This is a genomic window from Pseudooceanicola sediminis, from assembly GCF_003575965.1.
Classification (GTDB): Bacteria; Pseudomonadota; Alphaproteobacteria; order Rhodobacterales; family Rhodobacteraceae; genus Pseudooceanicola; species Pseudooceanicola sediminis.
On record NZ_QWJJ01000010.1, the window covers coordinates 149,439 to 171,150 of the forward strand.

Consider the following 21,712-nt stretch of genomic DNA (forward strand, 5'->3'; position numbering starts at 1 on the left):
CTTTCTGTCGCGATGATGCAGGCTGTGCAAGCGCACAAGTGCCGTTCCGTCGGGCCCCGCCTGCACCGCCTTGTTCGCTGCGGGATTACAGGCGCCACTTGAAACGTCGCGCGGTTGCTTCCAAGACTGTCGCCATGAACAAGGTGATGATCTCTTTCGGACACGGATATTCGGCCCGCGCCGCGGCACGCCTGCTGGGCCCGACGGGCATGCAGATACATGGAACGACGCGCAAACCCGAACGTCTGGCGCAGATCCGTGCCAGCGGCGTGACGCCGCATCTTTTTCCCGGCGATGCCTTTGGCCCACTGATTGCAGAGGCATCGCACCTGCTGATTTCCGTGGCCCCCGACGCCGATGGCGACCCGGTGCTGAGGGAACTCGGCGATATCATAGCAACGCACGCCGAACGCCTGCAGTGGGTCGGGTATCTTTCAACCACTGGCGTTTATGGCGACCACGATGGCGGATGGGTAGACGAGACTACCCCCCTGACACCGTCCACCCGACGAGGTCAGTGGCGCGCCCAGGCCGAGGCCGCCTGGCAGGCCATTCCCGGTCTGCCCCTGCATATTTTCCGCCTTGCAGGGATTTACGGACCCGGGCGCGGCCCGTTCAGCAAGGTTCGCGCGGGAACTGCGCGGCGGATCATCAAACCCGGCCAGGTCTTCAGCCGCATTCACGCCGAAGACATCGCACAGGTGATCGCCGCCTCTGTCGCGCGACCAGACCCGGGTGCCATCTACAACCTGTGCGACGACGATCCGGCCCCGCCACAGGACGTCATCTGCCACGCGGCCGAACTTCTGGGTCTTCCCCTACCGCCCGAAGAAGACTTCGCCGCGGCTGAGATGACGCCCATGGCGCGCAGCTTTTACGCCGAAAGCAAACGCGTGCGAAATGACCGCATAAAACACGATCTCGGCATCCGCTTGATCTACCCCACCTATCGCCAGGGGCTTGCGGCCTTGCTGGCGCAAGAGCGTGGTGCGGAAAACACATCTGGCAACTGAACAAAGCGCACGCTGGGGCGTTCCTCCTTCATGCAGACAGCAACCCGCACCAAACCCGCCAAGCACGACGAACTTCGCAGCCTCGGCGATATCCTCGATGCGCTGGAAAATTCCAGCCACGATGGCAGCGTCTCTGTCGGCGATGTGCTTGACGAGGTCGGGGTGCGCAGTTTTGCACCCATCATTCTGGTCCCTGCGCTGATCCTGGTGTCGCCCCTGTCGGGCATCATCGGCTTGCCGACCATCGGGGCGACGTTCATCTTTCTGATCACCATCCAGAAATTGCTGGGGCGTCCGCAGGTCTGGATGCCCGGCATCCTGAAACGGCGCCGCGTCAAGGAAGAAAAGTTGAACAAGGCGGTCGACTGGCTGCGCAAACCCACCCGATGGATAGATCAACGCACCCACAAACGCCTGACCGCACTGGTCAGCCGCCCGGCAAACATCATCACGCTGCTTCTGATCCTGGCAATATGCCTGATCATTCCGGCGCTTGAGATCCTGCCGATGGTCACGTCGATCTTTGCAGCGGCAATATCGTTTCTGGCGATTGGCCTGCTGGCAAGGGACGGACTGTTCACATTGCTGGGTTACATTCAGGCGGCGATCAGCTGTGGCGTCATCTGGTGGATGATCTCCAGCGGAATTGGCGGGTTCGGCGGCTGATCAGGCCCGTTTGCCCAGCCGTTCGACACCCAGCACATCCAGAACCTTTGCCTCGATGTCCTGACAGCTCAGCCCCGCTACCGCGTACATGTCGGCCGGGCTGGCCTGATCTATAAAGATGTCCGGCAGAACCATTGATCGGTACTTGAGACCGGTGTCGAACATACCTTCTTCGGCCAGCAATTGCGCGACGTGGCTGCCAAAGCCCCCGATCGCGCCCTCTTCCAGGGTGATCAAGGCCTCGTGGTCGCGCGCCAGCTTCAGGATCAGATCACGGTCCAGCGGCTTGGCAAAACGCGCGTCGGCGACGGTGGGGTGGATGCCCCGCGCCTCCAGGGCCTCGCAGGCTTTCATGACTTCGGACAGGCGGGTGCCAAAGCTCAACAGGGCGATGCGGCCGCCCTCACGGATCATGCGGCCCTTGCCGATTTCAAGCGGCTGTCCAACCTCCGGCATCTCGACGCCAGCACCCTCGCCCCGCGGGTAGCGAAAGGCGATAGGGCCATCGTCGTGCGCGGCAGCGGTGGCGACCATGTGTTTCAGCTCGGCTTCATCGGCAGCCGCCATCACGACCATCCCGGGCAGGTTCGCCATATAGGCAATGTCGTAGCTGCCCGCGTGGGTGGCGCCATCGGCGCCGACCAGCCCGGCGCGGTCGATGGCAAAGCGCACCGGCAATCGCTGGATCGCCACGTCGTGGACAACCTGATCGTATCCGCGCTGCAGGAATGTCGAATACATCGTGCAGAAGGGGCGCATCCCCCCCGCCGCTAGGGCCGCGGCGAAGGTGACGCCGTGCTGCTCCGCGATCCCGACATCGAACAGGCGCGACGGAAACCGCTCTGCCATCAGGTTCAGCCCTGTACCGTCAGGCATCGCCGCCGTTACCGCGCAGATCCGGCTGTCTTCTGCCGCCAGACGCACCAGTTCCTTGCCGAAAACGCTGGTATAACTGGGTGCATTCGACGGCGCCTTGACCTGCTTGCCCGACGGCACATCGAATTTCGCTGTCGCATGTCCCTTGTCGCTGGCCCGTTCGGCCGGGGCATAACCCTTGCCCTTTTTCGTCACGATATGGATCAGAACCGGGCCTGTCGCGCGGGCCTTGACCGTCCGCAACACCGGCAGCAACTGGCCCATGTCATGCCCATCCAGGGGACCGATGTAGGAAAAACCCAGCTCTTCGAACAGCGTGCCGCCGACGGCCATCCCCTTGAGGATCTCCTTGGCACGCTTGGCCCCCTCCTTGAAGGGCGGCGGCAGAAAGCTGGCAGCCCCCTTGGCGGCGGCCTTGAACTGGTGGAACGGATCGCCGGTATAGAGCCGCGTCAGATAGGTCGACAACGCGCCGACGGGGGGCGCGATCGACATCTCGTTGTCGTTCAGGATGACGATCATGCGCTTTTTCAGGTGGCCCGCATTGTTCATCGCCTCAAAGGCCATGCCGGCGCTCATCGCGCCGTCCCCGATCACGGCAATCGCATCGCCAAGGCCCTCGGGAACCGAGCCGCCCAGATCGCGCGCCACGGAAAACCCGAGCGCGGCGGAAATCGAGGTAGAGCTGTGGGCCGCACCGAAAGGATCGAACGGGCTTTCGCTGCGCTTGGTGAACCCTGACAGGCCGCCTTTCTGACGCAGGGTGCGGATGCGGTCGCGGCGCCCGGTCAGGATCTTGTGCGGATAGCTCTGGTGGCTGACGTCCCAGATGATCTTGTCGCGCGGGGCGTCAAAGACGGCATGCAGCGCGACCGTCAGTTCGACCACGCCCAGCCCGGCACCAAGATGCCCACCGGTTTCCGACACGGCGGCAATCGTCTCGGTGCGCAGCTCGTTCGCAAGCTGGCGCAGCTGTGGATCCGACAGGCCCTTCATGTCGGCAGGCGTCACCACCTTGTCGAGAAGCGGGGTATCTGTTTTCTGGGTCATGTCCGCCTCCAAATCCACCGTCGACCTGCTGCCTCGAAAGGCCGGACAGGCTCAGCCTTGCCGCGAGATAACGAAGCGCGCGGCCTGCCGCAAGTTCTCTGCGCCCGTACCATAAGGACGCAAGGCGTCGCAGGCCTCCTCGACAAGACGCTGGGCCGCAGTCCGCGCCGCCTCCAGCCCCATGAGAGAGACGAAGGTCGCCTTGCCAGCTTGACTGTCCTTCTGCACTCGCTTGCCTGTCTGGGCCTCGTCCCCTTCGACATCCAGGATGTCGTCAGCGATCTGAAAGGCAAGCCCGAGCGCATTGGCGTAAGCGGAAAGAGGCGCGGCATCTGCATCCGCCATCACCGCCCCGGCGGTCGCGGACCATCCGAAAAGCGCCCCGGTCTTGTGCGCCTGAAGCCGTTTGATCTGATCGAGCGATAAGGGCGCATCTGCCGTTTCGGCTGCGATATCCAGTGCTTGCCCCAAGACCATACCCTGACCACCGGCGCAGCGCGCCAGGTCCGCAATCAGGGCCAGCCTGCGCGAGCCATCCAGATTGGCACCGGCCAACAGGGCGAAGGCATGGCTCTGCAAGGCATCCCCGACCAGGATGCCGGTTGCCTCGTTCCATTTCACGTGCACGGTTGGCAGGCCCCGGCGCAGATCGTCATCGTCCATGCTGGGAAGGTCGTCATGCACCAGGCTGTAGGCGTGGATAGCCTCGATGGCCGCAGCGGCGTCGAGCGCGGGGTCCAGCGGCACGTCGTGCAGGCGCGCGCCCTCCAGCACGAGAAAGGCGCGCAACCGCTTGCCCCCGCTACAGGCGTAGCGCATCGCGGCCCCCAACTCGCCCTCGTACGGGGCGAGCGTCTGTTCCAGGTGGGCCGAAACGGCCTGTGCCGAGTCGGCCAGCGCCGCATCGAACACGTCAGAGACCCTCGACCGGCTTTGTCCCAATGGGGTTACCCTCGCCGTCCAGCGTAATGGCCGCGACCTTTTCCTCGGCCTCGGCCAGTTTCTTTTCGCAATGTTTCTTCAGCTCGGCGCCGCGTTCATACAACTTGATCGAGGCTTCGAGTTCGACATCGCCGCGTTCAAGCTGGGTCACGACGGCCTCAAGCTCTTTCATTGCGGCCTCGAAGGACATCTCGGAAAGGGGGGTATCGCTCATCAGGGGTCCTCGGCGTAGGGCTGGTTGCCGGCACCTTATCCCCGGCAGGGGCCGGGTTCAATTGCGCGCTGGCATCTCACCGCTTTGCGTAAATCGCGGTCTACAGGTGGCAACGGCTGCCGCTGACGCGTCTGTGACTGGTGCGGCAGCGTCCGGCGGGATCTCCAGCGACAAGACAAGCGATCAGTCGGGGGCCAGCATATAGCCGGCTCCGCGCACGGTTTGCAGGTAGCGGGGTTGTTTCGGGTCGATTTCGATCTTGCGGCGCAGGCGGGTGATCTGGACATCGACGGCGCGTTCCTGGGCGCCGGGCTGTTCCTGGGATCCGGCGCGGCCCAGTTCCTCGACCAGTTGCAGGCGCGACAGGGGTTCGCCGGGATGCGCCGAAAACACCCGCATCAGCTGAACTTCGGTCGCGGTCAGGCGGACAGGGGCATCGCCCCGCCACAATTCGGCGCGGTCCATGTCATAGCGTACGGCCCCCAAATGCAACACCTTGGGAATGAGGCTGGCAACAGGTGTTTCAGGGACGCGGCGGAGGATCGCATTGATCCGCAATAGCAATTCGCGGGGCTCGAAGGGTTTGACGAGGTAATCGTCGGCACCGGCCTCAAGCCCGCGGATGCGGTCTTCGATTTCCCCGCGCGCCGTCAGCAGCAGGATCGGCGTCAGGAGCTGGCCCCGCAGGCTTTCGGTCAGGGAAATCCCGTCTTCGCCGGGCATCATCACATCGAGAACAATCAGATCGAATTCCAGACCGGTCAGCAGCCGGCGGGCATGGGCCGCGTCGCGCGCCGTCGAGATCAGAAATCCGTGTCGTTTCAGGAACCTGGCCAGCAGGTCGCGGATGCGTTCATCGTCATCCACGATCAGCAGATGCGGATCAGGGTCGCTCATTGACCACCATCCCTGAGCGACGCGTAGCTCTTGCGCATTTCGCCATCCATCATAGCCTCGAGCACCTGCCGAAAGCCGGCCACGGCGTCCGGCCCCGCCTTGCGATAGGCGTCGCGCACCCATTTGCGCTGGCCCTCGGACAATCGCGTTTCCAGCGCCGCGCCCTTGTCCGTCAGATAAAGGTGGCGTTCACGCTTGTCCGCGCGCCCGACGCGACTTTCCACAAGGCCGTCTGCGATCAGGGTGCGCAGCACCCGGTTCAGGCTTTGCTTCGTGACACCCAGAATCGTCAGCAGCCGATTCACCTTCATCCCCTGGCTGCGGGAAATGAAATGCAGCGCACGATGGTGGGCGCGCCCGTAGGCCATGCCTTCCAGGATCTGGTCCGGCGCTGCGGTGAAACCGCGGTAGGCGAAGAACATCGCCTCGATGCCCTGACGCAGCTGTTCATCCGTCAGGAAGAGAAGATTATCACCGAGTTGAGTGTCCGACATTGGCCCTCCTGCCAGGATTTCGCTGTGACGTTACGCGTTGACGTGACCATAGCCAAGAATTTCCCGCTTGGCCAAGAATACGTCAGGCTTGTTGACTTTCCAAGAATCAAACGCTAGCTAAACCCCATTGCGGCGAAACTTTATGTCAGAGAGACCGGCTTTTGACGCAACTTATGGAATAATCACGGCACTTCAGGAGGTTCGCGATGAGCGCATATGATGACCGCGACGGCAAGATTTGGATGGACGGCAAACTGGTGGAATGGCGCGATGCCAATGTACACCTTCTGACCCATGCGCTTCACTATGCCTCCTCCGTATTCGAAGGCGAGCGGTGCTATAACGGCAAGATCTTCAAGGGGATCGAGCATTCCAAGCGCCTGCGCGCCTCGGCCAGCATGCTGGATTTCGAGATCCCCTATTCGGTCGAGGAAATCGAGGCGGCGAAATACGCCATGCTTGAGGCGAACGGCTGGACCGACGCCTATGTGCGCGCCGTTGCCTGGCGCGGTGCGGGCGAAGACATGGGCGTTTCGGCAGCGCGCAACCCCGTCCGTCTGGCCGTGGCCGGCTGGGAATGGGGCAACTACTATGGCGACGCCAAGTTCAAGGGCGCCAAGCTGGACATCTCCAAGTGGAAGCGCCCCAGCCCCGAGACGATTCCGGTTCATGCAAAGGCCGCCGGCCTCTACATGATCTGCACCATGTCGAAACATGCTGCCGAAGCAAAGGGTTGCTCGGACGCGCTGTTCATGGACTACCGGGGCTACGTGGCCGAATGCACCGGCGCGAACATCTTCTTCGTCAAGGGCGGCGAAGTGCACACGCCGCTGGCCGATGCCTTTCTGAACGGGATCACCCGCCAGACGGTCATCGCCATGCTGAAGGAAAAGGGCATCACGGTGCATGAGCGCCATATCATGCCCGAAGAACTGGCGAGCTTTGAGCAATGCTGGCTGACCGGGACAGCGGCAGAGGTGACGCCCGTTGGCCAGATCGGCGACTATACCTTCGAGGTCGGCGCCCTGACCCGCGATATCGCGGAAAGCTATGAAAAGATGGTGCGCGCCTGAGGCGACAAACCTGATTAGACGATGAAAGACGGCGTGCCGATGGCGCGCCGTTTTTTATTTTATTTCAGCGAGTTACCACTCAGTTACAAATCTTTCGCCGCTCTGTCGCCCAAGCGTCAGGGAGCTGTTGCATTTTCCCTCCATGTCCAGCCCATCGTCTGACCCCTGACATTGAAGGAAGCCCTATGGCCAAGCTTTTCCAGCCCCGGCTGACCCGCCGCAGCATGTTGATCGGCACCGCCGCTGCCACCGCAACCCTTGCCATGCCGTCGATCTCCCGCGCGGCATCGCGTCCGATGTTCACCCATGGTGTGCAGTCGGGCGATGTCACGACCTCCTCCGGCATGATCTGGACGCGCACGGATCGCCCCGCCAAGGTGATGATGGAGGTCGCGACATCAGAAAGCTTTAACGATGCGCGCCGCCTCGCCCCGCTCGACACCAACCCCGCCAGCGATCTGACCGTCAAGCGCATGGTCCAGGGGCTGCCGGCCGATCAGGACATCTTCTACCGTTTCACCGCTGCTGACCTGAGCGACGTGAATGCCGTGTCCGAGCCGATTGTCGGGCACTTCCGCACCGCGCCCGCGTCGCGCCGGTCGGTGCGTTTCGCCTGGTCTGGCGATACCGCTGGTCAGGGCTATGGCATCGACGAAGCCGGGATGCGCACCTACGCCACGATGGCCCAGCATGAGCCGGATTTCTTTCTGCATTCGGGCGACACCATCTATGCCGATGGCGCGCTGTCAGACGAAATCACCGCAGGCGACGGCACCCAGTGGAAGAACCTGATCGTCACACCTGAAAAGTCCAAGGTCGCGGAAACACTGGATGAATATCGCGGCCAGTGGAAATACAACCTGATGGACGAACACCTGTTGGCGCTGAACGCGCAGGTGCCGACGTTCTTTCAGTGGGATGACCACGAGGTGATCAACAACTGGTCCGCCTCCAAGGATCTGACCGCCGATGACCGCTATTCGGAAAAGTCGATCCATGTGCTGGCGGCGCGGGCGGCGCGGGCGTTTCACGAGATGACCCCGATCAGCTATACCCCGTCTGAGCCGGGCCGGGTCTATCGCAAGATCGCCTATGGTCCGATGCTGGACATCTTCTTCCTGGACATGCGGTCCTATCGCGGGGCGAACGGGGCGAATTTGGAGAGCGAAATCAACGAGACCTCGACCTATCTGGGCCGCGACCAGATCGAGTGGTTGCAGGCCGAGCTGGCCGCGTCGAAAGCGACGTGGAAGGTTATCGCCTCGGATATGCCGCTGGGTCTGGTGGTGCGCGACGGCGAAAAGTTCGAGGCGGTGGCCAACGCCGATGGCGGGGCACCGAAGGGACGCGAGCTGGAAATCGCGGACCTGCTGCGCTTTATCCGCGATGCGCAGGTCAGGAACACCGTCTGGCTGACCGCTGATGTGCATTATACCGCCGCCCACCACTACTCTCCGGAAAAGGCGCAATTTCAAGAGTTTGAGCCGTTCTGGGAGTTCGTCTCGGGCCCGTTGCACGCCGGGGCGTTCGGCCCGAACGACCTGGACCCGACCTTTGGCCCCGAGGAACGCTTTGTCAAAGCGCCCGCACCGGGCGAGGTCAACCTGCCGCCCTCGGACGGGATGCAGTTCTTTGGTCTGGTCGATATCGACGGGGCGACCCAGCAGATGAAGGTGCGCCTGATGGATCGCGGCAATACCGAGCTTTGGTCGATCACGCTGGAACCCAAGGGCGCGACGATCTGAGGCGAGTGCCTTGCGCAGGGAGGGGGCAGGGGCCGGTCGGTCGCTGCCCCTTTTCCCGTAATCAGGGGGTGGTCCGGGCCACCCGGACCGGGCCAGGAACAGCGCAGGACCGGGCCAGGAACGGCCCCGCCCGAGATGCCCGGCGAAGGTGCCCGGAGCCTGCAAAACCTTCGATTTCGCACGTCGGTATCCTGTCGGTATCTTGACGGGACCCTGACGGTTTTCCGGCAGGTCCGCATCGGGTCGGGTCTGCAACGCCTCAGCGCGCGTCGCGCTCAGCGCAGTTCGGGTGCATATCGGCCCTCGGCGCGCAGAGCGCGCAGCACGATGCCGACCCCCCGACCCAGGAACACACCGCTGCACAGGCCGACCAGCAGCGACAGTGCGCCGCCGACCTGAAGCAGGTCGAGCACGGTCGGTGCCACGGCGGCAAGCACCGAAAACGCGAAATGGCTTACGAAGATCGTCAGGCTGAGGCAGAGCGACAGCCATTGGCCCCCCAGACGCAGGCGCCGGTCGGGCAGCACCTGCATCGCCAACCTGTTGGCCAGCCACAGACCCGCCAATGCACCGCAGCCCAGCCCAATGACCCAGAGCAGCGCAAAGACCCCGTCGCCCAGCATGGACCCGGAGGTGAGGCTGATCGCGAGGAATATCAGCGGCACGATCAACGGCTGAAACAGGCGCACGGTCCGGTCTCGGGTCGCGCGCAATCCCATGAAGATCACGAAGGCCAGCAGCGGCCAGACCCAGAGCGGCGTGTGTTGCACGATGGCGATCGGAAGCGAGAGAAGAGACGGCGTGGGCATTGCGAAAGGCTCCGTTTTTGGAAACAAATGGACAGGCCCCGGCGGGGCGCTGCCGGCCTTTTGCAGCAGCGGCGGGCGTGGCAGAACGAAGAATTCGTAAATGGGACCGGGCGGATCGTGAACGGCACAGAGGTACAGTTGACGCTTCGCAAGTGGTACGGGGTGCTGGTTTCGGCCCCCTTTGTCACCATCGTGGCGGTGGTCAGCCTGCTGTGCACCATCTACCTCGGGCCGGAAGATGCGGGGGCGGGTGATATCCTGGCGCTGTTTGCCTGGCAGCTGGCGTCATCGGCGCTGACTGCGGCGGCGGCGAGCCTGGTGATCCTGACGGGTGTCCGGGCGATGCGGGACACGGCGCTGCCGGTTGTGGTGCGTTACCTGTTGTCGGGCCTTGCGGCGGCGCTGCCCGTGCTGGGGATCGTGCTGATCCTGGGGATGTTGCGCGGGCAGGACCACTGGGACGCGGCCAGCCTGACGGCGGTGACGCTGAACGTGGTCGTGACCGTGCCGTCGATTTCGCTGATCATCGGGGTGTTCATCGCCCGGCGCCCGCCGGAACCCGCGCCCGAGGCAATGGCCGCGACACTGGACCAGACGACGCCCGGGACCGGCGGATCGCCCGCGATATCGGGCAACGCCTTTCTGAAACGTCTGCCCCCGGACCTGGGGCGCGACATCATCCGGGTGTCGGCGCTGGATCACTATGTCGAGGTGCAGACGCGCGCCGGAACCACCCTGTTGCTGATGCGGTTCGCCGATGCGCTGGAGGAACTGGAGGACATCGGCGGACTGCGCATTCACCGGTCGCACTGGGTGGCGCGGCAGGCGATCCGGCGGGTATTGCGCCAGGATCGGGCGCTGCTGGTCGAGATGGTGGACGGTGCGCGTCTGCCGGTCAGCCGGTCGCAACAGGGCGGGGTGCGCGCCATCGGGCTGGAGGTGGAGCGGCTGCCCTGAGGGAGGGTCCGCCGCATTTGCCGGACGGGTGTGACGCAAGCGGTGAACGGGAAGGGGGCGCTGCCCCCGTCAGCGAGACGCTGACTCCCCCGGGATATTTCGAACAGGGAAACATCTCCGGGGGGGGGAAACAAGCGGGGGCAGCGCGGTGGGGGCCACAGTGACAGGGGCCAGTGTCAGGGGCCAGTGTCAGGGGCCAGTGGTGGGGGCGGGGTTATTCGAAGAGACCGGCGGCCCGGACATTGGCCATGGCCTCGTCAAGAGAGGTCCAGGCGCGCTCGATCAGGATGTCGATTTCGGCCTTCGAGATCACCAGCGGTGGCGAGATGATCATGCGATCCCCGACGTGGCGCATCACCAGGTTGTTGGCAAAGCAGCGTTCGCGCACCATGTAGCCGACGGTGCCCGCCTCGGCCTTGAAGGGCGCGCGCGTGGCCTTGTTGGGCGTCAGGGCGATGGAGCCCATGGCGCCGATGATCTGCGCCTCGCCCACCATCGGGTGTTCGGCCAGGCTGCGGAATTTTTCCTGAAGGTAGGGGCCGGTGTCGTCGCGCAGGGTGTCGACGATCTTTTCCTCTTCGAGGATGCGCAGGTTTTCCAGCGCCACGGCGCAGGCGACCGGGTGGCCCGAGTAGGTATAGCCGTGGTTGAATTCGGTCGCGCCGATCACCGCCGCCACCTCGTCGCTGACGATCGAGCCGCCGATGGGCTGATAGCCGGAGGACAGGCCCTTGGCGATCGTCATGATGTCGGGCCTGATGCCCATGGTTTCGCAGCCGAACCAGTTGCCGGTGCGCCCGAAGCCGCAGATCACCTCGTCCGCGATCAGCAGGATTTCGTACTTGTCGCAGATGCGCTGGATTTCGGGCCAGTAGGTGGCAGGCGGGATGATGACACCGCCGGCGCCCTGGACCGGTTCGGCGATGAAGGCGGCGACATTCTCCTCTCCAATTTCGAGGATCGCCTGTTCGAGTTGCTGCGCGCGTTCCAATCCGAAGTCTTCGGGGGTGCTTTCGCCGCCTTCGGACCACCAGTTGGGCTGGTCGATGTGGTGCATGTCGGGAATATAGCCGCTTTGGGCGTGCATGCCCTTCATGCCGCCGAGCGAGGAGGAGGCGACGGAGGAGCCGTGGTAGGCATTCCAGCGCGAGATGATGGTCTTTTTCGCGGGCTTGCCCTTTTCCTGCCAGTAGGTGCGCACCAGGCGGATATTGGTGTCGTTCGCCTCGGACCCGGAGGAGGCGAAGAAGACGTGGTTCAGGTCACCGGGCGCCAGTTCGGCCAGTTTCGCGGCCAGCGCGATGACCGGCACGTGGGTCGTCATGAAGAAGGTGTTGTAATAGGGCAGTTCCTTCATCTGGCGGGCGGCGGCTTCGGCCAGTTCGTCGCGGCCATAGCCGATGTTGACGCACCAAAGCCCCGCCATGGCATCCAGCACATCCTCGCCTTCACTGTCCTTGAGCCAGACGCCCTTGGCGCTGGTGATGACGCGCGCGCCCTTCTTCAGCAAATCGTCCTGGGTGGAGAAAGGGTGGATGTGATGCGCACTGTCGAGCGATTGAAGTTCGGCGGTGGGCATGTGGTTGCTGATCTGGGGCATTAGGGAACCTTTCTGACGGACGGTGAAAACCGGATGCGCGCAGAATATGATCAAATTATGCCCTGTCAATCGAATCACACCCCCCGGACAGGGGCATCACAGGGCCTGGGCGATCATCTCCATTCCCTGTTCGACATCGCCCGCCATGGCCATCGCGGCAGCCTCGGCATTGCCCATTTTCATGGCATCTATCAGATCCTTGTGCATGTCCGGCAGGTTGCGCGTGCCGAACTGGCCGCAGACGACGCGCAGCGAAGGGCCGAAGCGCAGCCAGAGCCCTTCGACCAGACCCCAGAGGATCGGCGCCCCGGCCAGCGCATTGAGATGCGCGTGAAAGTGGTGATTCTCGACCAGGTACCCATGCACGTTGCCGCGCCGGATGGCCTCGTCCAGCTTGGCATCGATCGCCTGAAGCGCGGCGATGTCCTGCGGGCGGGCGGTCAGGCAGGCCCGGCGCGCCAGATCAGGTTCCAGCGCCAGGCGGGCATGGCGCAGCTGTTCGACGTCGGACGCGGTCAGAACCGGCACCGAAATGCGGCGATTTCCGCGAAATTCCAGCGCCCCTTCGGCCATCAGGCGACGCAGCGCCTCTCTCACCGGGGTCATGCCCGCGCCCAGGTCCTGCGTCAGGCCCTGGATCGTGACCGCCTGCCCCGGCGCAAGCACGCCGTGCAGGACGCGGGCGCGCAGATCACGATAGACGACCTCGTGCGCCGGCAGGCCCGCAGCGGCACCCGCGTCGCCCGTTGCGCCCTGCCGCGCGCCGCCACCCCCCTGACGTGCTGCCTGCAAATTCATCATCGCCCTCCGATATCCGGCTCAGGCCTTTATCTTGCACGGCGCGGCCACCCATGAAAACATCTGCTTGTTGCTTTTTCGGGCAGCGTTTGATCAAATTCCGGACCAAGGGGCACAAGAGACCCTGCCATTCAACGGGAGATTACGATGAAGACACCTCTGCTGAGCTTGACTGCGACCCTTGCCCTGACCGCCGCCGCGGTTCAGGCCGAAGAGGTCCACGTCTACAACTGGTCCGACTACATCGACGAATCGCTGCTGAGCAAATTCGAGGAAGAGACCGGCATCGACCTGGTCTACGACGTGTTCGATTCCAACGAACTGCTGGAAACCAAGATGCTGGCGGGCGGATCGGGCTATGACGTGGTGGTCCCCACGGGCACCTTCCTGCAACGTCAGATCATGGCCGGCGCCTTCCAGAAGCTGGACAAATCCAAGCTGCCGAACCTCGACAACATGTGGGACGTCATCGAAAAGCGCACCGACGCCTATGATCCGGGTGGGGAGTATTCGATCAACTACATGTGGGGCACCACCGGCATCGGCGTGAACATGCCCGCGGTCGAGGACGCCCTGGGCGCGGATGCCCCCGTCGACAGCCTGTCGCTGATCTTCGATCCCGCGAACATGGAAAAACTGGCATCCTGCGGGGTGCATTTCCTCGATGCCCCGACCGAGATGATCCCGGCGGCGCTGGCCTATGCCGGCCTCGACCCTGATCGCAAGGACGAAGAAGCGCTGGCCAAGGCCGAAGAAGTGCTGATGGCCGTGCGTCCCTACATCCAGAAATTCCACAGCTCGGAATACATCAACGCCCTGGCCAACGGCGACATCTGCGTCGCCTTCGGCTGGTCCGGTGACATCCTTCAGGCGCGCGACCGCGCGGCCGAGGCGGAAAATGGTGTCGAGATCGCCTATAACGCGCCCAAGGAAGGCGCGCTGATGTGGTTCGACATGATGGCGATCCCGGTGGATGCGCCCAACCCCGAGGCCGCGCATACCTTCCTGAACTTCATCATGGACCCCGAAAACATGGCGGCGGCGTCGAACTACGTCTATTACGCCAACGGCAACAAGGCGAGCCAGGAGTTCCTGTCCGAGGACGTGATCGGCGATCCGGCGATCTATCCGAGCGAGGAAACGCTGGAAAAACTCTACACCGTCACGCCCTTCGGCCCCAAGGAACAGCGTACGCTGACCCGCCTGTGGACCAAGGTCAAATCGGGCACCTGACCGATACGGGGGGCACCGGGGCCTGAACCGGCCCCGCATCGCCCCTGCGGCCCCACCAGACCCTGCGCCGCGACCGTGGCGCAGGGAACGCTCCCCCAGAATTTGCGGATAGTGCCGGATGCCCCAAACCGTTTTCGCGCCGTGGGAAAACCCCGACGAGAAGCCCCTGATCCAGTTCAGGAACGTCACCAAGAAATTCGGTGACTTCACCGCCATCGCCAATCTCGACCTCGACATCTACGCTCAGGAATTCTTTGCCCTCCTCGGCCCGTCCGGCTGCGGCAAGACCACGCTGATGCGGATGCTCGCGGGCTTCGAGATGCCGACCTCCGGCAAGATCCTGCTGGGCGGCGAAGACATCGCCGCGGTGCCGCCGAACAAGCGCCCCGTCAACATGATGTTCCAGAGCTATGCGCTGTTTCCGCACCTCTCCGTCTGGGACAATGTCGCCTTCGGGCTCAAGCGCGAAGGGCGCGACAAGTCCGAGATCGAAACCCGCGTTTCGGACATGATCCGCCTGACCCGGCTGGAAAAATTCGCCCGCCGCAAGCCGCACCAGCTCTCGGGTGGCCAGCGCCAGCGGGTCGCCCTCGCCCGCTCCCTCGCCAAGGCACCGAAACTGCTGCTGCTCGACGAACCGCTCGGCGCGCTCGACCGCAAGCTGCGCGAGGAAACCCAGTTCGAACTGATGGACATCCAGGAAAAGACCGGCACCACCTTCGTCATCGTCACCCACGACCAGGAAGAGGCGATGACCGTCGCCTCCCGCGTCGCGGTCATGGACGAAGGCCGCCTCGTCCAGGTCTCCACCCCCGACCGGATCTACGAAAACCCCAATTCCGTCTACGTGGCCGACTTCATCGGTGACGTGAACATCATCGAAGGCAGCGCCAACCAGACCGGCGACAAGGTGCTGGTGAACTGGGCCGAAGGCCACTCTCCCCTCGTCGCCACCACCGCGGCGGTGCTGCAAAAGGACCAGACCTGCTACCTCGCGATCCGCCCGGAAAAGATCGCCATCACCGCCGAACAACCCGACGCCGCCAATGTCGTCCAGGGCGAAATCCTCGATATCGGCTATCTCGGCAATATCTCGACCTACCACGTCAAGCTGCCCAGCGGTCACGTCATCAAGGCCCAAAGCGCCAATACCCGCCGCATCGCCCGCCGGTCCTTCACCTGGGAAGACAAGGTCTGGCTCAGCTGGTCCGACACCGCCGCCATCCTGCTGGAGCGCTAGGATGCAGCATCCGCACCCCGACGCGCCCCGCTCCCTGTCATCTGGCCCGAAATACCCCCGGGGGGTCGGCGCAGCCGACGGGGGCAGCGCCCCCTCTTCTCCCCGCCCCGGAAAGGGAGGCCACTGAATGCGCCGCCTCGTCCTGATCCTCGTGCCCTACCTGTGGCTGATCGCGCTTTTCCTCATCCCCTTCGTGATCGTCGTCAAGATCTCGCTGTCCGATGTCGCGCTGGCCCGCCCCCCCTATTTCCCCCAACTCGACCTCACGGCCGGCTGGGCAGGCATCCGCACCTTCTTCTCCGAACTGGATTTCGAGAATTTCACCTTCCTCACCACCGACGACCTCTACTGGAAGGCCTACCTCTCCTCGCTCAAGATCGCCGCTATCTCGACCGCACTGACCCTGCTGATCGGCTACCCGATCGCCTATGGCATGGCCTCGGCCCGTCCCGAATGGCGCGCCACGCTGATGATGCTGGTGATCCTGCCGTTCTGGACCTCCTTCCTGATCCGCGTCTATTCCTGGATCGGCATCCTCAGCCAGGGCGGGTTGCTCAACACATTCCTGCTCTGGCTCGGGGTGATCGACCAGCCGCTGACGATCCTGAACACGGAAATCGCGGTCTATATCGGCATCGTCTACACCTACCTGCCCTTCATGATCCTGCCGATCTACGCCAACCTGGAAAAACTCGACGGCGCGCTGATCGAGGCCGCCGAGGATCTCGGCTGCTCGCGCACCTCCGCCTTCTGGCTGGTGACCATCCCGCTGTCGAAATCCGGCATCATCGCGGGCTGTTTCCTGGTCTTCATCCCCGCCATCGGTGAATTCGTCATCCCCTCGCTGCTCGGGGGCTCGCAAACCCTGATGATCGGCAAGGTGCTGTACGAGGAGTTCTTCTCCAACCGCGACTGGCCCGTCGCCTCGGCCGTCGCCGTGGTGCTGCTGGTGATCCTGATCGTGCCCATCATCCTGTTCCAGCGCAACGAACAGAAAAACCGCGAGGCCAGCCAATAATGAGACGCATGTCCGGCTTCAATATCGTCTCGCTGACATTCGGCCTGGCCTTCCTCTACCTGCCGATGCTGATCCTGGTGATCTATTCGTTCAACGCCTCGAAACTGGTGACCGTCTGGGCCGGCTTTTCGACCAGGTGGTACGGCGAACTGCTGCGCAACGAAGCCTTCCTCGACGCCGCCCTCGTCACGCTCAAGGTCGGCGTGATTTCCTCGACGCTGGCGACGGTGCTGGGCACCATGGCCGCCTTCCTGCTGGTGCGGCTGGGGCGGTTTTCCGGGCGCACGCTGTTTTCCGGCATGATCTACGCACCGCTGGTCATGCCCGACGTCATCACCGGCCTGGCGCTTCTGCTGCTGTTCATCGGCATCGACATGGATCGCGGCGTCACCACCATCGTGCTGGCCCATACCACCTTCGCCATGTGTTATGTCTCGGTCGTCGTCTCGTCGCGCCTGTCCAGCTTCGACACCTCCCTGGAAGAAGCCGCCCTCGACCTCGGCTGCACCCCGTGGAGCGCATTTCGCCTCGTCACCCTGCCGATCATCGCCCCCGCGGTGATCTCGGGCTGGCTGCTGGCGTTCACCCTGTCGCTGGACGACCTGGTGATCGCCTCCTTCACCGCCGGCCCCTCCTCGACCACCCTGCCGATGAAGATCTTCTCGGCGGTCCGCCTCGGCGTCAGCCCCGAAATCAACGCGCTGTCGACCCTGATGATCGGCGTGGTCGCCTTTGGCGTGGTGATCTTCTCGATCCTGTCCAAACGCAACACCGCCCTCAAGCTGCAAGAGGAACGCGACGCGGTCGACGGGCGCACCTGAACGACGCCCCCCAGACGTTTCACCGGCGCGCCCCTCCTTGCGGGCGCGCCGGTCATTTTGACGAAAGCCCTGTTGTGACGAAAGCCCTGTGACGTGAATACCCCGGAACTCCGCCGCCTCTATCCCGACTACACCTATTCCCGCGATGTCATCGCGTCCTGCTTCTGGGCCGATGCCGTGCCTGCCGCGGCCCTTGAACATCCCCCCGTCAGCGGTCCGCAACGCACCCGCGTCGCGGTCATCGGGGCTGGCTACACCGGCCTCAACGCCACGCTGGCACTGGCGCAGGCGGGCGTCGATGTCACCCTGCTCGACGCCGAATTTCCCGGCTTCGGCGCCTCGGGCCGCAACGGCGGCTTCTGCTGCCTGGGCAGCCACCGCGCCAGCGACCTGATGCTGCGCCGCTTCGGCCCCGATGCCCCGGCGCAGGTGCGCCGCGCCGAAGCTGCCGCCATCGCCCACGTCGACGCCCTGCTCACCACCCACGACATCGATGTCGATCGCCATTCCACCGGCGAAGTCATCCTCGCCCATTCCGAAAAAGCGATGCAGGCCCTGCGCAGGAAGGCGCCCCATTTCGCCCGCGACTTCGGCGCCGATGCGACGCTGATCGAAAAATCCGACCTCGCCGCCCACGGCCTCTCCGGCCCGAACTGGCACGGCGCGCTGCAAACCCCGCTCGGCTTCGCCCTGCACCCGCGCAAGTACCTCGCCGGACTGGTGCGCGCCGCCACGGCGGCGGGCGCGCGCATCCATGGGCAAAGCCCGGTGCTCTCGGTGCAAAAGACCGGGGCAACCTTCACGCTCATCACGCCCGCGGCGGTGATCGAGGCCGACCGCGTGATCTTCGCCACCAACGGCTACACGGCGGAAAACCTCATACCCTGGCTCCGCGGGCGTATCCTGCCCGCGCAAAGCTCGGTCATCGCCACCCGCCCGATGAGCGACGATGAACTCGCCGCCCAGGGCTTCACCTCGCGGCAAATGAGCTACGAGGACCGCCGCCTGCTGCACTACTTCCACCTGACACCCGATGGCCGCATGGTCTTCGGCCAGCGCGGCGGCCTGCTGTCCTCACCGCGCAACGAAGCCCGCGTCACCGCCGGGGTCCGCGCCGATTTCGACGCCGCCTTCCCCGCCTGGCGCCACGTCGAAACGCCGTTCCACTGGTCCGGCATGGTCTGCCTGACGGCCTCGCTCACCCCCTACTGCGGCCCCGTCCCCGGACTTGAGGGCGCCTACGCGGGCTTCGGCTATCACGGCAACGGCGTCGCCATGGCCAGCTACACCGGCACGATCCTGGCCGACCTCGCGCAGGACCGGCCCTCGCGCTACCTGCTGCCCACGGCCTTTGCGGCACCACCGCCCCGCTTCCCGCTGGGGCGCTTTCGCCGCGCCATCCTCGCCAGCGAATACACCATGGCCCGCCTGCTGGAACGCTGATCCCGGACGCCTCCCGCCCCAACACCGCGATCCCCAACGCCTCTCTCCCGCCACCCTCTCTCCCGGGCCTCCCTGTCATCTGGCCGAAAATACCCCGGGGGGCCGCACCGCAGGGGCGGCGGGGGCAGCGCCCCCTCTCGCCCGCGCCGGCAGCGCGCTACCCGGCAGGCGTCCGCGATGCCCGCGCCTTGTCCCGCTCCAACCCCAGGTGGCGCTCGCGCAGGATGATGATCACCCCGGCGGTGACGATGATCAGCGCCCCCAGCAGCATCTGCCCCGTCGGCACCTCGGCAAAGACGAAATAGCCGATGACCAGCGCGAACAGGATCGAGGCATAGTCGAACGGCGCCACCACGCTGGCGTCCGCATAGCGATAGCACGACGTCAGGAAAATCTGCCCCGTGCCCCCCAGAAGGCCCGCCACCACCAGGTACACCACCTCGCGCCCCGTCGGGATCACCCAGCCGAACGGAATCGTCGCCAACGCCAGCACGGTCGACGTGATCGAGAACCAGAACACGATGGCCGAGGTCTGCTCGACCCGCACCATGTTGCGGATATGCACCTGCGCCAGCGCCCCGCAGGTCGCCCCGAACAGCACGATCATCGCCCCCACGGCCTCGCTGACCTGTACGGTGCCGCCATCCAGCGCCGTCACCCGCGGCGCCAGCACGATCAGCACGCCCAGCATCCCCAGCGCGACCGCGCCCAGGCGGAACACCCCCACCCGCTCGTCCAGGAACATCGCGGCAAAGACCACGACCAGCAGCGGCATCGCGTATCCCAGCACCGTCACCTCGGGCAGCGGCAGGAACGCCAGCCCGGCGAACAGGCACCCCATCGAGGTGGTGCCGATGAAACCGCGCCAGACATGCGCCATCGGTGCCTTCACCTTCAGCCCGGTCGCCAGATCGCCCCGCATCGCCAGCCAGCCGATGATGATCGGCAAGGCGCAGAAACCGCGAAAGAACACGGCCTCGCCCGGCGGCACATGCGGCGACGCCGCCTTGATCAGCGCGTTCATGCAGATGAAACAGACGACCGCGACAAGCTTGATCAGGATACCTTTGACGGGCTGCATGAAGTCTCTTTCCCTGGTGGAACGTGCGCCACGACAAGGCCCGGCCGGGCCTGCCGCGCAAATCCGGGTAACAGTCCGGCAGCCCGGCGTGAAGGTCAATTGCACAGGCGTGCTTGCAATCCGGCCACAGGCGGGAAAACATCGCCCCACCGCTGGCCCCATCGGGGCCGCGCCCTGCGACCGGAGGAACCATGTACGATCAGAACCACCTGCTGACACGGCTGGCGCGCCATGCCGCCCTGACCCCCGATCACCTGTTTGCCGAACGTCCCGGCCGTGCCGGTGTCAGCTATGGCGGATTGTTCGACCTGGCCGAACGCATCGCCACCGCGCTGACCGACGCAGGCCTGACCCCGGGTGATCGTGTCGCCGTACAGGTCGAAAAAAGCACCGAGGCCATCGCCCTCTACCTCGGTACGGTGATGGCGGGGGGCATCTTCCTGCCGCTCAACACCGCCTACACCGGCCCCGAGGTCGCCTATTTCCTGAATGACGCCACCCCGCGTATCGTCGTCTGCGACCCGGCAAGGCGGGACGAGATCGCCCCCCTGTCCCCCGCCGGTACGCAGACCACCACACTGACCCTGGCCGAGGATGGCAGCGGCACGTTGATGGACGCCCTGCCCGCACAGGCCGATTTTGCCGCCGTGCCGCGCGACGCGGATGACCTGGCGGCGATCCTCTATACATCAGGCACCACGGGGCGATCCAAGGGCGCGATGCTCAGCCATGCCAACCTTGCATCGAACTCCGAAATGCTGCGCGATTACTGGCGGTTCGACCGCGAGGACGTGCTGATTCACGCGCTGCCGATCTTTCACACCCACGGGCTGTTCGTCGCCACCAACGTGGCGCTGCTGTCGGGCGCCTCGACCGTGTTCCTGCCGCGCTTCGATCCGCGCGCCATCCTTCGCGCGATGCCCCGCGCCACCGCGCTGATGGGCGTGCCGACCTTCTACACCCGCCTGCTGGCCGAACCCGACCTGACGCGGGACCTTGCCGCCAACATGCGTCTGTTCATCTCGGGCTCGGCCCCGATGCTGGTCGACACCCACCGCCAGTGGCAGGAACGTACGGGCCACACGGTGCTGGAACGCTATGGCATGACCGAAACCAACATGTCGACCTCGAACCCCTATGATCACGAACGCCGCCCCGGCACTGTCGGCCTGCCGCTGCCCGGGGTCGAACTGCGCATCGTGGACGACACCGGCGCCGAGGTCCCGGACGGTGATATCGGCACGATCCAGGTGCGCGGCGCCAATGTATTCCAGGGCTACTGGCAGATGCCCGAAAAGACCGCCGAGGAGCTTTCGCCCGACGGCTGGTTCCTGACCGGCGACCTGGCCACCCGCGATACCGACGGCTACATCACCATCGTCGGGCGCGCCAAGGACCTGATCATCACCGGCGGCTTCAACGTCTATCCGAAAGAGATCGAAAGCCTGATCGACGACCTGCCCGGTGTCATCGAAAGCGCCGTGATCGGCATCCCCCATCCCGACTTCGGAGAGGCGGTGGTGGCCATCGTGGTGCCCGAAGGCGACGCCAACCCACCCGAGACCGAGGCCGCGATCTGGGCCGCGCTGGCGCAGAACCTGGCCCGTTTCAAGCAACCCAAACGCATCATCTTTGCGCCGGATCTGCCGCGCAACACCATGGGAAAGGTGCAAAAGAACGCCCTCCGAGACACACATGATGGTATGTTTTTCTGACGAACCACAACATATGGGAAAGTTCAG

At 64.5% G+C, this 21,712-nt stretch carries 21 protein-coding genes; 12 read left to right on the top strand and 9 right to left on the bottom strand.

Annotated features, from left to right (window positions below; translation table 11 throughout):
• The first annotated feature begins 134 nt into the window (after window positions 1-134).
• The gene (locus DL237_RS12840; RefSeq protein ID WP_119399461.1) at window positions 135-1,013 is read left to right on the top strand and encodes an SDR family oxidoreductase; all 879 of its coding nucleotides are present in this window, start codon (window positions 135-137) and stop codon (window positions 1,011-1,013) included.
• A 30-nt stretch (window positions 1,014-1,043) separates the two neighbouring features.
• Entirely contained in the window at window positions 1,044-1,679 is a 636-nt protein-coding gene (locus DL237_RS12845; RefSeq protein WP_119399462.1) for an exopolysaccharide biosynthesis protein, read from the top strand.
• Here DL237_RS12845 and dxs read toward each other — a convergent pair whose 3' ends face one another.
• From dxs to DL237_RS12870, 5 genes are all read right to left on the bottom strand, one after another.
• On the bottom strand, window positions 1,680-3,605 hold the full coding sequence (gene dxs / locus DL237_RS12850; protein WP_119399513.1) for a 1-deoxy-D-xylulose-5-phosphate synthase: 1,926 nt from the start codon (window positions 3,603-3,605) through the stop codon (window positions 1,680-1,682).
• Between the two features lie 51 nt (window positions 3,606-3,656).
• Window positions 3,657-4,517 carry a polyprenyl synthetase family protein gene (locus DL237_RS12855; RefSeq protein WP_321186044.1) on the bottom strand — a complete coding sequence of 287 codons (861 nt, stop codon included), beginning with the start codon at window positions 4,515-4,517 and terminating at the stop codon, window positions 3,657-3,659.
• A 1-nt stretch (window position 4,518) separates the two neighbouring features.
• Complete coding sequence (locus DL237_RS12860) at window positions 4,519-4,761, bottom strand: exodeoxyribonuclease VII small subunit (protein ID WP_119399463.1); 243 nt, start codon at window positions 4,759-4,761, stop codon at window positions 4,519-4,521.
• A gap of 183 nt (window positions 4,762-4,944) precedes the next feature.
• On the bottom strand, window positions 4,945-5,658 hold the full coding sequence (locus tag DL237_RS12865; protein ID WP_119399464.1) for a response regulator: 714 nt from the start codon (window positions 5,656-5,658) through the stop codon (window positions 4,945-4,947).
• Window positions 5,655-6,152 (bottom strand): MarR family winged helix-turn-helix transcriptional regulator, encoded by a 498-nt coding sequence (locus DL237_RS12870; protein WP_119399465.1) that lies wholly within the window; start codon window positions 6,150-6,152, stop codon window positions 5,655-5,657. Before DL237_RS12870 ends, DL237_RS12865 begins: the two co-directional genes overlap by 4 nt.
• Before the next feature lie 206 nt (window positions 6,153-6,358).
• On the opposite strand from DL237_RS12870, the gene DL237_RS12875 reads away from it, so the two are divergent.
• Genes DL237_RS12875 through DL237_RS12880 form a run of 3 tightly spaced genes read left to right on the top strand, consistent with a single transcriptional unit; the run spans window position 6,359 to window position 8,970 of the window.
• The gene (locus tag DL237_RS12875; protein ID WP_119399466.1) at window positions 6,359-7,225 is read left to right on the top strand and encodes a branched-chain amino acid aminotransferase; all 867 of its coding nucleotides are present in this window, start codon (window positions 6,359-6,361) and stop codon (window positions 7,223-7,225) included.
• A gap of 21 nt (window positions 7,226-7,246) precedes the next feature.
• A complete protein-coding gene (locus tag DL237_RS20595) occupies window positions 7,247-7,387 on the top strand; it encodes a hypothetical protein (protein WP_158585638.1) in 141 nt (46 codons plus the stop codon).
• Window positions 7,388-7,410: 23 nt separating this feature from the next.
• The gene (locus DL237_RS12880) at window positions 7,411-8,970 is read left to right on the top strand and encodes an alkaline phosphatase D family protein (protein ID WP_119399467.1); all 1,560 of its coding nucleotides are present in this window, start codon (window positions 7,411-7,413) and stop codon (window positions 8,968-8,970) included.
• A gap of 275 nt (window positions 8,971-9,245) precedes the next feature.
• Here the strand turns inward: DL237_RS12880 and DL237_RS20600 are convergent, their stop codons facing one another.
• On the bottom strand, window positions 9,246-9,779 hold the full coding sequence (locus tag DL237_RS20600; protein WP_158585639.1) for a DUF6622 family protein: 534 nt from the start codon (window positions 9,777-9,779) through the stop codon (window positions 9,246-9,248).
• A gap of 138 nt (window positions 9,780-9,917) precedes the next feature.
• Here DL237_RS20600 and DL237_RS20605 point away from each other — a divergent pair, with 138 nt between their 5' ends.
• Window positions 9,918-10,736 carry a LytTR family DNA-binding domain-containing protein gene (locus DL237_RS20605; protein ID WP_158585640.1) on the top strand — a complete coding sequence of 273 codons (819 nt, stop codon included), beginning with the start codon at window positions 9,918-9,920 and terminating at the stop codon, window positions 10,734-10,736.
• A gap of 214 nt (window positions 10,737-10,950) precedes the next feature.
• Here the strand turns inward: DL237_RS20605 and DL237_RS12890 are convergent, their stop codons facing one another.
• Both DL237_RS12890 and DL237_RS12895 read right to left on the bottom strand, forming a co-directional pair.
• Window positions 10,951-12,336, bottom strand: coding sequence for an aspartate aminotransferase family protein (locus DL237_RS12890; protein ID WP_119399469.1), 1,386 nt, complete (start codon window positions 12,334-12,336; stop codon window positions 10,951-10,953).
• Between the two features lie 96 nt (window positions 12,337-12,432).
• Window positions 12,433-13,134 (bottom strand): GntR family transcriptional regulator, encoded by a 702-nt coding sequence (locus DL237_RS12895; protein ID WP_119399515.1) that lies wholly within the window; start codon window positions 13,132-13,134, stop codon window positions 12,433-12,435.
• A gap of 147 nt (window positions 13,135-13,281) precedes the next feature.
• On the opposite strand from DL237_RS12895, the gene DL237_RS12900 reads away from it, so the two are divergent.
• The 5 genes from DL237_RS12900 (at window position 13,282) to DL237_RS12920 (ending at window position 18,889) form a co-directional block, all read left to right on the top strand.
• Window positions 13,282-14,367, top strand: a complete 1,086-nt coding sequence (locus DL237_RS12900) for a polyamine ABC transporter substrate-binding protein (protein ID WP_119399470.1) — start codon at window positions 13,282-13,284, stop codon at window positions 14,365-14,367.
• Between the two features lie 118 nt (window positions 14,368-14,485).
• On the top strand, window positions 14,486-15,607 hold the full coding sequence (locus DL237_RS12905; protein WP_119399471.1) for an ABC transporter ATP-binding protein: 1,122 nt from the start codon (window positions 14,486-14,488) through the stop codon (window positions 15,605-15,607).
• A 127-nt stretch (window positions 15,608-15,734) separates the two neighbouring features.
• Window positions 15,735-16,625: an ABC transporter permease subunit gene (locus tag DL237_RS12910; RefSeq protein WP_119399472.1), complete on the top strand. Its 891-nt coding sequence runs from the start codon at window positions 15,735-15,737 to the stop codon at window positions 16,623-16,625.
• A complete protein-coding gene (locus DL237_RS12915) occupies window positions 16,625-17,446 on the top strand; it encodes an ABC transporter permease (RefSeq protein ID WP_119399473.1) in 822 nt (273 codons plus the stop codon). The genes DL237_RS12910 and DL237_RS12915 overlap by 1 nt, the downstream gene beginning before the upstream one ends.
• 93 nt (window positions 17,447-17,539) lie before the next feature.
• Window positions 17,540-18,889, top strand: coding sequence for an NAD(P)/FAD-dependent oxidoreductase (locus tag DL237_RS12920; protein WP_119399474.1), 1,350 nt, complete (start codon window positions 17,540-17,542; stop codon window positions 18,887-18,889).
• A gap of 157 nt (window positions 18,890-19,046) precedes the next feature.
• Here DL237_RS12920 and DL237_RS12925 read toward each other — a convergent pair whose 3' ends face one another.
• Window positions 19,047-19,970, bottom strand: a complete 924-nt coding sequence (locus tag DL237_RS12925; RefSeq protein WP_119399475.1) for a DMT family transporter — start codon at window positions 19,968-19,970, stop codon at window positions 19,047-19,049.
• 191 nt (window positions 19,971-20,161) lie between these two features.
• Here DL237_RS12925 and DL237_RS12930 point away from each other — a divergent pair, with 191 nt between their 5' ends.
• Window positions 20,162-21,685 (top strand): malonate--CoA ligase, encoded by a 1,524-nt coding sequence (locus DL237_RS12930; protein ID WP_119399476.1) that lies wholly within the window; start codon window positions 20,162-20,164, stop codon window positions 21,683-21,685.
• The last annotated feature ends 27 nt before the right edge of the window (window positions 21,686-21,712 follow it).

Bases quoted from the DNA above. Each gene is read 5' to 3' on its own strand.
- DL237_RS12840 (WP_119399461.1), top strand. From the start codon at position 135: ATGAACAAGGTGATGATCTCTTTCGGACACGGATATTCGGCCCGCGCC.
- DL237_RS12845 (WP_119399462.1), top strand. From the start codon at position 1,044: ATGCAGACAGCAACCCGCACCAAACCCGCCAAGCACGACGAACTTCGC.
- dxs (WP_119399513.1), bottom strand. From the start codon at position 3,605: ATGACCCAGAAAACAGATACCCCGCTTCTCGACAAGGTGGTGACGCCT.
- DL237_RS12860 (WP_119399463.1), bottom strand. From the start codon at position 4,761: ATGAGCGATACCCCCCTTTCCGAGATGTCCTTCGAGGCCGCAATGAAA.
- DL237_RS12865 (WP_119399464.1), bottom strand. From the start codon at position 5,658: ATGAGCGACCCTGATCCGCATCTGCTGATCGTGGATGACGATGAACGC.
- DL237_RS12870 (WP_119399465.1), bottom strand. From the start codon at position 6,152: ATGTCGGACACTCAACTCGGTGATAATCTTCTCTTCCTGACGGATGAA.
- DL237_RS12875 (WP_119399466.1), top strand. From the start codon at position 6,359: ATGAGCGCATATGATGACCGCGACGGCAAGATTTGGATGGACGGCAAA.
- DL237_RS20595 (WP_158585638.1), top strand. From the start codon at position 7,247: ATGAAAGACGGCGTGCCGATGGCGCGCCGTTTTTTATTTTATTTCAGC.
- DL237_RS12880 (WP_119399467.1), top strand. From the start codon at position 7,411: ATGGCCAAGCTTTTCCAGCCCCGGCTGACCCGCCGCAGCATGTTGATC.
- DL237_RS20600 (WP_158585639.1), bottom strand. From the start codon at position 9,779: ATGCCCACGCCGTCTCTTCTCTCGCTTCCGATCGCCATCGTGCAACAC.
- DL237_RS12890 (WP_119399469.1), bottom strand. From the start codon at position 12,336: ATGCCCCAGATCAGCAACCACATGCCCACCGCCGAACTTCAATCGCTC.
- DL237_RS12895 (WP_119399515.1), bottom strand. From the start codon at position 13,134: ATGAATTTGCAGGCAGCACGTCAGGGGGGTGGCGGCGCGCGGCAGGGC.
- DL237_RS12900 (WP_119399470.1), top strand. From the start codon at position 13,282: ATGAAGACACCTCTGCTGAGCTTGACTGCGACCCTTGCCCTGACCGCC.
- DL237_RS12905 (WP_119399471.1), top strand. From the start codon at position 14,486: ATGCCCCAAACCGTTTTCGCGCCGTGGGAAAACCCCGACGAGAAGCCC.
- DL237_RS12910 (WP_119399472.1), top strand. From the start codon at position 15,735: ATGCGCCGCCTCGTCCTGATCCTCGTGCCCTACCTGTGGCTGATCGCG.
- DL237_RS12915 (WP_119399473.1), top strand. From the start codon at position 16,625: ATGAGACGCATGTCCGGCTTCAATATCGTCTCGCTGACATTCGGCCTG.
- DL237_RS12925 (WP_119399475.1), bottom strand. From the start codon at position 19,970: ATGCAGCCCGTCAAAGGTATCCTGATCAAGCTTGTCGCGGTCGTCTGT.
- DL237_RS12930 (WP_119399476.1), top strand. From the start codon at position 20,162: ATGTACGATCAGAACCACCTGCTGACACGGCTGGCGCGCCATGCCGCC.